The 12,218-nt window shown below is 65.9% G+C and carries 10 protein-coding genes; 5 read left to right on the top strand and 5 right to left on the bottom strand.

The features are described from left to right. Positions 1-21: 21 nt before the first annotated feature. Positions 22-693, top strand: coding sequence for a ligase-associated DNA damage response endonuclease PdeM (pdeM, locus tag IVB41_RS15260; protein ID WP_247432349.1), 672 nt, complete (start codon positions 22-24; stop codon positions 691-693). Here pdeM and IVB41_RS15255 read toward each other — a convergent pair. Next, a complete protein-coding gene (locus IVB41_RS15255; protein WP_247432347.1) occupies positions 690-1,553 on the bottom strand; it encodes a LysR family transcriptional regulator in 864 nt (287 codons plus the stop codon). The two genes, pdeM and IVB41_RS15255, sit on opposite strands and share 4 nt — an antisense overlap. 99 nt (positions 1,554-1,652) lie before the next feature. Here IVB41_RS15255 and IVB41_RS15250 point away from each other — a divergent pair, with 99 nt between their 5' ends. Beyond that, the gene (locus tag IVB41_RS15250) at positions 1,653-2,564 is read left to right on the top strand and encodes a DMT family transporter (protein WP_247432344.1); all 912 of its coding nucleotides are present in this window, start codon (positions 1,653-1,655) and stop codon (positions 2,562-2,564) included. Positions 2,565-2,576: 12 nt separating this feature from the next. Next, complete coding sequence (locus IVB41_RS15245; protein ID WP_247362981.1) at positions 2,577-3,350, top strand: MBL fold metallo-hydrolase; 774 nt, start codon at positions 2,577-2,579, stop codon at positions 3,348-3,350. A gap of 104 nt (positions 3,351-3,454) precedes the next feature. Here the strand turns inward: IVB41_RS15245 and IVB41_RS15240 are convergent, their stop codons facing one another. The 4 genes from IVB41_RS15240 to IVB41_RS15225 all read right to left on the bottom strand — a co-directional run bounded on the left by IVB41_RS15240 (position 3,455) and on the right by IVB41_RS15225 (position 9,742). Further along, positions 3,455-4,225 carry a TIGR02186 family protein gene (locus tag IVB41_RS15240; protein ID WP_247432341.1) on the bottom strand — a complete coding sequence of 257 codons (771 nt, stop codon included), beginning with the start codon at positions 4,223-4,225 and terminating at the stop codon, positions 3,455-3,457. Beyond that, on the bottom strand, positions 4,222-5,139 hold the full coding sequence (locus IVB41_RS15235; RefSeq protein ID WP_247432338.1) for a sulfite exporter TauE/SafE family protein: 918 nt from the start codon (positions 5,137-5,139) through the stop codon (positions 4,222-4,224). The genes IVB41_RS15240 and IVB41_RS15235 overlap by 4 nt, the downstream gene beginning before the upstream one ends. A gap of 332 nt (positions 5,140-5,471) precedes the next feature. Then, complete coding sequence (locus tag IVB41_RS15230) at positions 5,472-8,924, bottom strand: tetratricopeptide repeat protein (protein WP_247432335.1); 3,453 nt, start codon at positions 8,922-8,924, stop codon at positions 5,472-5,474. 227 nt (positions 8,925-9,151) lie between these two features. After that, a complete protein-coding gene (locus IVB41_RS15225; protein WP_027570021.1) occupies positions 9,152-9,742 on the bottom strand; it encodes a PadR family transcriptional regulator in 591 nt (196 codons plus the stop codon). Between the two features lie 212 nt (positions 9,743-9,954). Between IVB41_RS15225 and IVB41_RS15220 the strand changes: the two genes are divergently transcribed. Together IVB41_RS15220 and IVB41_RS15215 are read left to right on the top strand one after the other, a co-directional pair. Further along, positions 9,955-10,341 carry a nuclear transport factor 2 family protein gene (locus IVB41_RS15220; protein ID WP_027570022.1) on the top strand — a complete coding sequence of 129 codons (387 nt, stop codon included), beginning with the start codon at positions 9,955-9,957 and terminating at the stop codon, positions 10,339-10,341. Positions 10,342-10,379: 38 nt separating this feature from the next. Beyond that, entirely contained in the window at positions 10,380-12,170 is a 1,791-nt protein-coding gene (locus IVB41_RS15215) for an acyl-CoA dehydrogenase C-terminal domain-containing protein (protein ID WP_247432331.1), read from the top strand. Positions 12,171-12,218 lie beyond the last annotated feature (48 nt).

Here is a 12,218-nt window from a genome sequence, read left to right as displayed (position 1 = left end):
GGTTCAGGGGATATCGAGGACATGCGCGTTTCGAATGTCAGCATCAGCAGCGTGACGTTCGCGGCCGATCTTTCCGGCGCGCTGTTCTGGGAAGAGCAGCGCCTGCTCGTCGTCTCCGATCTGCATCTGGAAAAAGGTTCCAGCTTCGCCATGCGCGGCGTGCTGCTGCCGCCTTACGACACCATCGCGACGCTCAGTCGTCTCGCTGCTGTCATCTCCCGCCATGATCCGCGAATCGTCATTGCGCTCGGCGACAGTTTTCACGATCGCACCGCGCATGGACGGCTGTCGGCGGAGGATCGCGACGCGGTCGCCGCCTTGCAGGCCGGTCGGGACTGGATCTGGATCTCAGGCAATCACGATCCGGCGCTGCCGCGTGATCTCGGCGGCACCGTCGCAGCCGAAGTCGCGATCGGTGCGATCACCTTCCGCCACGAGCCGACCGGCGCGGGCGGCGAGATCGCCGGCCATCTCCATCCCAAGGCCCGCGTCTCCGCGCGCGGCCGTTCGATGGAGCGCCGCTGTTTCGCCTGTGACGGGATGCGCGCCGTGATGCCCGCCTTCGGCGCCTATGCCGGCGGCCTCAGCATCCGCGACGAGGCGTTTGCAAAGATCTTTCCAAAGAACGGTTTCGTCGCGCATTTGCTCGGCGACCGCCGCGTGCACGCGATTGCCGCGTCAAGGTGCAGCTAAGCCGCCTTCACCTGCACATCGTCGCAGAACTCCGCCAGCCGATCCGCCAGCCGCAGCGTTGCGGGGCTCGCGCCCGGCGCGGCCATCAACGCGACTTCCGTCCGATTGATTGGCGCAAAGCCGTCCTTTGCGGTCAGCACGCGATGGTCGGACTGGATCGCCATCTCCGACAGGATGCTCAAGCCCATGCCGGCGGCGACCGCGGCCTGGATGCCGGCGAGGCTCGATGACGTATAGGACATGTGCCAAATGCGGCCCGCGCTTTCCAGCGCGTGGATGGCGCCGGCGCGGTAGAGGCAGCCGAGCGGAAAGCCGATCAGCGGCACGGAGGCGACATCGGCATGGATCGGATGGCTCTTGCTGGTGACCCAGTGCACCTGCTCCGGCCACACCGCAATGGCGCCCTTCTCACCGGCCGCGCGCTTGAACAGCGCCAGATCCAGTTCGCCGCGATCGAGATCGCGCGCCAGATGCTTGCTCTGATCGGCGCGCACATCGAGCCGCAGGCCCGGATGCGAGCGCGAGAAGGCGCCAAGCAGCTTCGCCAGCCGATACGCGGCAAAATCCTCGGGAATGCCGAGCCGGATCGCGCCTTCGCCGTCGGGCTGGCGCAGCACGTCGCGTGCCTCCTCCGCAAGCGACAACAACCGCCGCGCATAGGACAGCAATCGTTCGCCGGCTTCGGTGGGGCGCACGTCCTTGCCGTCGCGATGCAGCAGCACCTGGCCGACATCCTCCTCCAGCCGCTTGATCTGCTGGCTGACGGTCGATTGCGTCCGATGGACGCGCTCGCCGGCGCGGGTGAAGCCGCCGGCATCGACCACCGAGACGAAGCTGCGCAGGAGCTCCAGATCGAGCATGGACGGCCTCCATTCGAAAATCCACTGATCGGTAGTTAATCATTTAATTTCCAAATGGCAAGCGGGCCCTCTAGATCGAGGGCTAGGAGAATGTCCCTCATGTCGCTCGCCCCTTCGATCTCCGTTCCCCGCAGTCGCTTCAACACGCTGCCGCTTGCGATCGGCCTGTTCTGCCTGCTCTGGAGCTACGCCTTCGTCGCCGGCAAGATCGGCGTCACCCATTGCCCGCCGCTGATCCTGCTCGCCGCGCGCTTCTCGCTGGCCGGCATCCTGATCCTTGGCGCCACGCTCGTTCGCGGCGATGACTGGTCGCTGTCGTGGCGCGATGCCGCGATCTTCGCCGTGCTCGGCGTCGCCAACAACGCGCTCTATCTCGGGCTTGGCTACACCGGCCTGCAGTCGGTTTCGGCCGGCCTCGGCGGCCTGATCGTGTCGGCCAATCCGGTGTTCACGGCCGGCCTCGCCGCGCTTCTGCTCGGCGAAGGCATGACGTGGCGCAAGGCGAGCGGCCTCCTGCTCGGCATCATCGGCGTGACCTTGATCGTCTGGCACCGCCTGTCGGTCGGCACCGACTCGCTGCACGGCATCGTGTTCACGCTGGCCTCGCTTGCCTCCCTCGTCGCCGGCACCATCCTGTTCAAGCTGCTCGCGCCAAAAGGTTCGTTGTGGATCGGCAATGGCGTGCAGAATCTCGCCGCCGGCATCGTCCTGACGCCGGTGGCGCTGACCTTCGCCGATGTTCATGCCATCGACTTCACGCCGGGCCTGATCGGCGCCTTTGCTTTCCTCGTGCTCGGTGGCTCGATCCTGGCGTACTGGCTCTGGTTTCATCTCCTGAAAGTGTGTGGCGCGACGGCTGCCAGTGCCTATCATTTCCTGATGCCGCCGCTCGGCATGCTGTTTGCGTATCTCGTGCTCGGCGAGCACGTCGAGGCGCGCGATCTGCTCGGAATCATTCCGGTCGCACTCGGCATCTACCTGGTGACGCGGCCCGCCAAATCCGTCTCGTAACAGGAGTCCATCATGCCCATTTCCATCACCCTGATCGGCGGTCCCACTGCGCTGATCGAGATCGATGGCTTTCGCCTGCTCACTGATCCGACCTTCGATGCGCCGGGCGCCTATCAACTGCCGCACGTGAAGCTGGAGAAGACGATTGGACCCGCGCTGAAGGCAGACGCAATCGGCCCGATCGATGCGGTCCTGCTCAGCCACGACCAGCACTCGGACAATCTCGACAATTCCGGCCGCGACTTTCTCAAACATGTGAAGCACGTGCTGACGACCGAGGCCGGCGCGCAGCGCCTCGGTGGGCATGTCGAAGGTTTGGCGCCGTGGGGCACGGCGCAGCTGAAAGATCGTGACGGCAACTCGCTGACGATCACCGCGACCCCGGCGCGTCACGGCCCGGCCGGCATCGAGCCGCTGTCAGGCGATGTCATCGGCTTCGTGGTGACGTCGAGCCGGACCGACACCACATCGGTCTACATCAGCGGCGACACCACCTGGTTCGACGGCGTCGCCGAGGTCGCGCGCCGCTTCAAATGCGGCGTGGTGATGCCTTTCGCCGGCGCCGCGCAAACGCGCGGGCCGTTCCATCTCACCATGGACACCAACGACACCATCGAGACCGCACGCGCCTTCCCCGATGCGATGATCGTGCCGGTTCATACGGAGGGTTGGGCGCATTTCCGCCAGAACAGCGAGGATCTGCGCAAGACATTTGATGTGCTGGGTTTCGGGACGCGGCTGCGGTTGCTCGAGCCCGGCGTGCCGACGGTGGTGCAGGCGCCGTAGTCAGCACCACAGCCGTCATTGCGAGCGCAGCGAAGCAATCCAGAATCCCTCCGCTGCGACAGTCTGGATTGCTTCGCTGCGCTCGCAATGACGAGCGTATGCGGCTAATCCTTCCGAAACACGATCGACGCCATCCACCCCGTCATCAGCGCCATCGCCGCGGTGACGAGGCCGTAGATCAGCCCGTTCTGCCGCGCGGTGGTTGCGACGAATTGCTCGAAGCCGACCTTGACGATCTCGAACGCGGTCTCGGTCTTGCCGATGAACGCGCCGTCGGCGAACAGCTTGATCTCGACCTCATAGGTGCCAATCGGCACCTCCGCCGGCAGTGGAATGCCGGTGCGAAACAACGTTGGCGTCAGGAACGTCACCGCGCTCGGATCCTCGCGGTAGAGACCGCGCTGGGTGCGCAGGCGGATGAAGGCGGAGCGGAACGCGTCGTTCGGCACCACGTCGGCATAGTCGCCGCTGACCCGTTGGGTCAGCAGCACGTTGTTGAGCCCGATCTGCTGGCGCCGCGCGATCTCGGGCGAGGTGATGACATCGAAGGAGCGGTTGGCGAACAGCGCAAGATAGCTCGGCACCGCCAGGAACTGACGGTAGTCGGTGTTGATCCAGATCCCGAAGGTACGCTCCTTGCGCCGCGTCACCATGTCGGCGCGCGGGCCCATCACGGTGACGACGAGATCGTAGGTCTTGCGGTCGGCGCCCGTGGAGGCGTCCTTCTCAACCGAGCCGAACAGTACCAGCTCCTCGCCGGAATAGTTTGGCGTCACCGTGACGCGATGGTTGGAGACCGACACGATCAGCCGCTCGGCGCGCGCGGCGGAGCCGAGCAGCAGAACGAGCAGGACTGCGAGAGCTGCGCGCATCATCCGTTCACCCCCAGCTCGCGGATGGTGAAGAGGTCCTCGGGCCGGATCACCAGCTCGATGGCGAAGCGAACGCCGACCGAGAGGATCAGCAGGCCGAGCAGCAGCCGCAGCTGCTCGCCGCGGATCTTCTGGCCGGCGCGTGCGCCGAACTGCGCACCGGTGACGCCGCCGACCATCAGGATCAGCGCCAGCACGGCGTCGACCAGGTGGTTGGTCACGGCATGCAGCAGGGTCGCAAACAGCATCGTGACCAGCGTCAGGACCATCGAGGTGCCGATCACCGTCGAGGTCGGCACCCGAAGCAGGTAGATCATGATCGGCACCAGGATGAAGCCGCCGCCGATGCCCATGATGGCGCCGATGAAGCCGATCAGGATGCCGACGATCACGACCGGAATGACCGAGAGGTAGATCTTGGAGCGCTTGAACCGCATCTTCAGCGGCAGGCCATGAATCCAGCTATGCGTGCGTCGTGGCGCCAGCGCGCCGCGCCGGGTCCGCATCAGGGCACGCAGGCCTTCGGAGAACATCAGGCTGCCGACGGTGGTGAGCAGCACGACGTAGGACAGTGCGATCATCAGATCGAGCTGGCCGAGCGCGCGCAGCTGCGTGAAGGTCCACACGCCGAGCGCCGTCCCGGTGACGCCGCCGCACAACAGCACGCTCGCCAGCGCGGGGTCGATCGCGCGGCGCCGCCAATAGGCAAGCGCGCCGGAAAAGGACGAGGCTGCGATGTGGCTCGCGACGGAGGCGACCGCGACCGCCGGCGTGATGCCGATGAAGATCAAAAGCGGCGTCATCAGGAAGCCGCCGCCGATTCCGAACATGCCGGAGACGAAGCCGACCGCGGCGCCCATCGCCAGCACGAGGAAGACGTTGACCGGAAGATCGGCGATCGGGAGATAGAGCTGCATCGAGAGACCACGCTTCCCGCGAGACGGATCGGTTGGGCGGAATGCTCGCAGGAGGGCAGAACGATTGCCGCGTCCCTCAATAGCGGAATTCGGCGGCGGGCGGGACCAGGAATTTCGGGCGTGGTGAATGGGGGTGAGGAGGGCGATCGAGGAAGCCGTGGCTCCTCCAATGTCGTCCTGGCGAAAGCCAGGACCCATTATCCCGACTGGTAGTTATCGCGGCAGGCTGTGGCCACACCGTCCTCCAACAACGATCGCTTGTGGTAATGGGTCCTGGCTTTCGCCAGGACGACCAGTCCAGATTTTCGTCAGAGACGGTTGAGTGACCCCTCTCAATGCACCGCCGACGCCGCGCGCTTGGCGGCAACCGGCTTCGGCGCAGGCTTCGCGTTGGCCTGCGGCGCGCTGTCCCAGCCGCCGTTCGGGGCCGCAACATTGACGGCGTCGTCGGGCTGCGGCTCGGCGCTGAAGGTCTGGATCGCGAGCTTGGCGGCGGCGAGCGATTGCGGGTCGAGCCGCTTGGCAACATCATCGCGCTTGGTTGCTGCGTCCGCATCGCCCTGGGCGGCGGCGAGGGTGAACCATTTGTAGGACTCGGCGAGGTTCTGCTCCACCCCGATGCCGCGGGCATAGAGGATGCCGAGGTTGAACTGGCTGTCGGCGACGCCGCGGTCGGCGGCCTTGCGGAACCACAGTGCCGCGCTCTTGTAGTTGGCGCCGCGTCCGCCGCCATCGGCGTCGAGCACCGCGAGATTGTGCATCGCCTTGGCGTTGCCGCGCTCGGCCGCCTGCGTGTAGTAGCGGCGGGCGATGTCGGCGTCCTTCTTCACGCCGAGACCTTTTTCGTAGAGTGTCCCGAGGCGGAAGGTCGCGGGTACGACGCCGGCCTGCGCCGCGCGGTCGTACCATTTGGCGGCTTCTTCATAGTTTGCAGCCACGCCCTTGCCCTCGGCAAAGCGCACGCCGATCTCGTAGGCCGCGGTCGCATCGCCCTTCATCGCGGCGGTACGCAAGCCGGGGCCACCGATGCCGTCAGGCAGCTTTTCGGTCGGCGGCACCTGGATCATCGCGAGTTTCGCGCGGCTCGTGCCCGACAGCGCGCCGGTGACGTCGCTGGAGGCCGGCTGCGGCGCTGCGGCAGGCACCAGCGGAATTTCGACCGAGGCCGAGTTGCCAGAATTGGCGGCAGCAGGCGCGGCATTGTTCTGGGATTGCCGGCCGATCGGGGTCGGCGAGGTCATTGACGGCGTGACCTGCTCGGGCGTGGCGGGCTTGTTCTCGACCGGCGGCGGTGCCTGCGGCGCGGGTGCGGGCGACGAATTCTCCATCGCCTGCGGCGACGGTGACGAGCTGCTGCCATCGAGCAGGTTCATCGCCATCTTGAAGGTGCCGAGCACGATCACGACCACGCTCGCGCCGACCAGCAGCGAGCGGATCTTCGAGGTGATGGTCGAACCGCCATCCTTATCGCTGGCCTTACCCTTGTCCTTTGCGCCGCCGGCAGACGCCTTGGCGGCCCGGCCTGTTTTCTCGGGTGGCTGCGCGGCGGCGGCTTGCGCTGCGCGGCGCGCGGCCGCGATGAAGCTCGACGACGACACCGGCTCCTTGGGCGCGGCCGGGATTTCGCTGATCGCGCTTTCGGACGCGGCAATGCGCTCCGACGGCGTGGCGATGCGTGCACCCGGCCTTGTGCCCGGCTCGAGCGGATGATCCGGCGGCAGTTCGGGCGCAAGCGCGGCGCGCGTGGGCGCCGTATGCGGCTCCAGGATTTCGCTGATCGCGCGTGGTGGAAGCGGCGGCGCCATCGGCATCGGCGGCGGCGCTGCCGGCGCGGCGGCATGGAATTCGCGCGGGGCGGCGGCGAAGGCGGCGTGCGCCGCCTGCGCGGCGGCAGGATTGGGCAGCTCGGGCTTCGGATCGTATTTCGGATGCTGCTGTGGCTGCGGCCGCGGCTCGCGCGCCATCGGCGCTGGCTCCATGGGAGCGGCCATCGGCATCGGCATCGGCTGCGGCGCAGGGGCGGGCGGCGCGGTGCGCACATTGCGAAGATCGCCCTCGATCATCGAGAGACGATCGACGACGTGGCCAAGGGCGTTGTGGACGGCCTCCAGCGAATCCTGGGTGGTCCGGTTGGTCTCGGCCTGGCTGAAGCGGATGTCGGAGAGCTCGCGCTTGACGAGATCGACCATGCCGGAATCGGCAGGCGGCGTGGAGTTGCGGCTCTCGGCCAGCGCGGAATAGGTCGCCTGCTGCCGCTCCAGGTGGCGCAGGATGTCGTGCAGCCCGTCCTCGACGCGGCTGAAATTGCCGTTGCGCGGATCGGCGGCGGCCTCGAGCCGCTCCAGCAGATACGAGACCCGCTGTTCAAGATGAGCAAAGGTCGAAGCCGAGTCGTTGCCGACCTGCATGCGATCGAAACGGTCGGACAGGGCGCGGATCGCGCTTTCGAGCTGCTCGCTGCTCTCGGATGGCTGAGGGCGCTCGCGCGTTTCCAGAGCGGCGGTGAGCGCCGCGATGCGCTGCTCCAGCACCGCAAAACTGTCGCCTTGGCCGGACGCACGGGTGACCTGGTCGACCTTGGACGACAGCAGCTGCACGTCGTCCGAGAGCCGTGCCAGCGCTTCGTTGGAGGCGACGTTGGAGACGATGCCGCGCAGCGCCGAGATCGCGCCTTCGAGCTGGCGGACCGTCGAGGGATCGTCATTGGCGCGCAGGATCAGATCGAGCTTGGCGCCGAGATTGCGGATCGCCTCGTCATAGCCGGTGAGCTGCTCGGCCGGGGTCAGCGTGCGGAGCACCTGCTTGATCTCGGACAGCGCGTGCTCGATGCCGGACAGGACCTGACCGTCGGTGCCGTTGGAGCGGGTCTCGTCGATGCGCCGATGCAGCGAGCGGATCTCGTTCTCGATCGATTCGATCGCGCGGCGCGGCATTGCCTCGGTGATGGCGTTGCGGATCTCCGCAAGCTCGCTGCGGAACGTGTTGATCGCCTGCTCGGTATTGTCAGGGCGCTGCAGCGATTCGATCTGGCTCGTGATCTTGAGCAGATGGCGCTCGAGCGCAGAGAAATCCGGCCCCGGCTGCGGTGGCGGCGGAGCGTAGGCAGGCGGCGCGGCGGGCGCGTAAGGAGCTGCCGCAGGCGCGATCGAGGGCGCGGCGCGCGGCGGCATCTGCCTGGGCGTAAAGCCGTCGAGCTCGCTCTGCCGTGCCGTGATCTCGGCGACCGCGACGTCGAACGAAGCGGGGCTCAGGGGCGGTGAGCTGCGATAGACCTGCGCTGCCGCGCGCTCGACCGCATCGGCCTGGCGCTGGCGCGTTTCAACGGGGGCCTGTCGCGGTGCCGGAGCCTGCTGCGGCTTCGAAATTTGCGACAGCCTTGCATCGAGCCGTGAGATCGCGTCGTTGAGCTGGCGCGCAACGCCCTGCTCGCGCGAAACGTCTGGTCGCGGAGTGTCTTGCCGCGAAGGATCTTGGCGCGAAGAATCTTGGCGCGGCGCCGGCTTTGAAATCCGTTCGATCTGCTGGGTGATGGCGTCGAGCCGCTGGTGGATGTCGGCGACTTCGCGGCTTTCCTGGCTCGGCACGTGACTCGGCAGTTGACTCGGAACGTGCTGGGCTTGCGGACGCTGGTCGTAAAGTCCGCGAAAGTTCGGCGGGGCGGTCTCGCCGAGCGTGGAGTTCAGCCAATCGTTGAGTGACATTCCGGCGCGACGCGCAGCAGCTTCGGCCCGCTCCCGGACGGATGGATCGATGCCGTCAACACTCCACGATACGCGCGAATTCATGACTCTGTCCGGTTCCGACTCCGGCGCCCCACCCGGCGCCTCCAGTCTTCCCTCGCGTGCCGGTTGCAAAGACAATCGGATTTGGCGCGGGTCGTCTGCCTCGAAAACCGACTTTTGTCTGTTACGGTAAATAACGGGTTAAGGAACCCGTTGACGGTGTCTTAAAGTTGGGCGGCGGGGTGCGGGTGGCTTGCACAAAAGCCCGGCCATGACGAAGCAGAGACACCTCAGCCCTTGCCCTCGCGCTTGCCGTCCTCCAACGCCACCACGGTGCCGCTTGCGCTCATCGCAGACAGGGCCTCCAGCGCCTCTTCACAGAAGTCGGCGACCATCTGCTCATGCCGCGCTCCGAGCTGAAGCAGCAGCAGGTTACCGAGGTCGAGCACGCCGGAGGCTGCCCCTTCCGGAAAGCGCTTCTTCAGGATGCGCTCGTAGTTCTCGTGGCGATCGCGGTGGTGCTCGAGCCGGGCCATCAGGTCGGTGCGCATCGGCTCGAGGCCGATACTGTCCAGCGCATGCAGCCGCACCAGGAGGTCGTCCTTGATGGAGGGGGGCGTGCTTGGCCGCGCGGCCCAGTGCCGCAGCGCTGTTCGGCCCTCCGGAGTCAGCGTATAGATCAGCTTATTGGGCTTGCCTGTCTGCACGACCTCGCGGCCCTGGATGTAGCCGCGGTCGCGCAGCTTGGAGAGCTCGCGGTAGATCTGCTGGTGGTCGGCCTTCCAGAAGAAGCCGATCGAGGAATCAAATGTCTTGGCGAGCTCGTAGCCCGTCATCGGACGTTCCGTCAGGCATGCGAGGATTGCGTCGCCTAAAGCCATGACCCGGTCCTCCTGTTCTCGACCTTAACCAATTGGCTTGACTTTATGCGCATCGGCGCATATGCGTCAATGTGCATATGAGGCGACCCAAAAACGAGGGCAGAAACCGCCCCGAAAACCTCAATGGAATCAACCTTCGCGCTACTGTGCATGGGGTTGTTTTCCCGTTTTTGCCGAAGCCTTAGTTGCTTTGCCTTTAGGGAGGCACCTGAATGACCGGCCTCGATTCCTGGTACGGCTACATGAAGTCGCATGACCGGGCAGCGCTGTGGGATCTGCTCCATCCCGACGCCGTCTTCGAAAGCCCCGTCGTGCACGCGCCGCAGCGCGGCCGCGACATCACCTTCAAATATCTGGCCAGCGCCGAGAAGGTGCTTGGCGGTCCCGGCTTCACTTATGTCGGCGAATGGAAGAGTGAGAGCGGCGCCGTGCTCGAATTCAAGACCATGATCGACGGCATCGAGATCAATGGCGTCGACATCATCAGTTTCGACGGCGAGGGCCGCATCACGCATTTCAAGGTGATGGTGCGGCCGCTCAAGGCCATCAACATGCTGCATCGTCTGATGGCGGAGCAGTTGGCCGCCGCCCAATCCTAAACCAGCATCATCACTTCAAGGCCTGCCGGGAGACCACCATGCCGATCTACAAAGCCCCCGTCGAAGACGTGAACTTCCTGCTCAACGACGTCTTCCAGATCGACCGCTACGACAATCTGGCCGGCTTCTCCGATGCGTCGAGCGACGTGCGCGAAGCCATTCTCGGCGAAGCTGCCAAGCTCGCCGAAGAGGTGCTGCAGCCGCTCAACCGCATCGGCGATCTCGAGGGCTGCAAGCGCGCCGATGACGGCAGCGTCACCACGCCGAAGGGCTTCAAGGACGCGTTCAAGCAGGTCGCCGAGGGCGGCTGGCTCGGCCTGTCGGCGCCGACCGAGTTCGGCGGCCAGGGTCTGCCGGTGACGCTGAGCCAGGCGGTCAACGAATTCCAGATCTCCGCCAACATGGCGTTCTCGATGTATGGCGGCCTCACCATGGGCGCGACCGCGGCGCTGATCGTCCACGGCACGCCGGAGCAGAAGCAGACCTACGTGCCGAAGATGGTGGCGGGCGAGTGGACCGGCACCATGAACCTGACCGAGCCGCATTGCGGCACCGATCTCGGCATGCTCCGCACCAAGGCCGTGCGGCAGGCCGACGGCAGCTTCAAGATCACGGGCACCAAGATCTTCATTTCGGCCGGTGAGCATGACCTCGCCCCCAACATCATCCACCTCGTGCTCGCCCGCGTCGAGGGCGCGCCCGCCGGCATCAAGGGCGTGTCGCTGTTCGTGGTGCCGAAATTCCTCGTCAATGCCGATGGCTCGGTCGGCGCACGCAATGGCGTGGTCTGCGGCTCGATCGAGCACAAGATGGGCATCCACGGCAATTCCACCTGCGTGATGAACTACGACAACGCCGTGGGCTGGCTGATCGGTGAAGAGAACAAGGGCATGCAGGGCATGTTCGTGATGATGAACGAGGCCCGCCTCGGCGTCGCCGTGCAGGGTCTCGCGCAATCGGAAGTGGCCTATCAGAACGCGGTTGCCTATGCCCGCGATCGCATCCAGGGCCGTTCGCTCACCGGTGCCAAGGCGCCCGACAAGCCGGCCGATCCGATCATCGTCCATCCCGACGTGCGCCGCACGCTGCTGTCGATCCGCGCCTTCAACGAGGCCGCGCGCGCCTTCGTGATGTGGACCGCGCTGAAGAGCGACGTCGCCCATCGCTCCGAGGATCCCAAGGACCGCCAGGCCGCCGACGATCACATGGGCCTGATGACGCCGGTGCTGAAGGGCTTCCTCACCGACTACGGCTTCGCCAATGCGGTGCAGGCGCAGCAGATGTATGGCGGCCACGGCTACATCGCCGAGCAGGGCATGGAGCAGTTCGTGCGCGATGCCCGCATCGCCATGATCTACGAAGGCGCCAACGGCATCCAGGCGCTCGACCTCGTCGGCCGCAAACTGCCGCGCGACGGCGGCCGCGCCATCATGGCGTTGTTCGGCGAGGTCATGGCCTTCGCCAAGGAGAACGGCGGCGACGAGGCGATGAAGCCCTACGTTACCCCGCTCTCGGCTTCGCTCGGCCATCTCCAGCAGGCCACGACGTGGCTGATGCAGAACGCGATGGCCAAGCCCGACAATGCCGGCGCCGCCGCGACCGATTACCTGAATCTCTTCGGGTTCGTTGCGCTCGGCTACATGTGGGCGAAGATGGCGAAGGTGACGCAAGCCAAGATTGCCGAGAGCGGCACGACCCCCTATCTCTCGACCAAGCTCGTCACCGGCCGCTTCTTCATGGAGCGGATGCTGCCGGAGACCGCCGCCAATCTCGCGCGCATCCAGGCCGGCTGCGCGACCATCATGGAACTGCCGGCGGAAGCGTTCTGAAGCCGCTTTCGCTGCGACCCGATCAAGACCAGAAGATCATCACATCAG

Source organism: Bradyrhizobium sp. 44 (assembly GCF_023073095.1).
Classification (GTDB): domain Bacteria; phylum Pseudomonadota; class Alphaproteobacteria; order Rhizobiales; family Xanthobacteraceae; genus Bradyrhizobium.
Note: the sequence above shows the minus strand (reverse complement) of the source record. Positions and strands in the feature narration are given on the sequence as shown.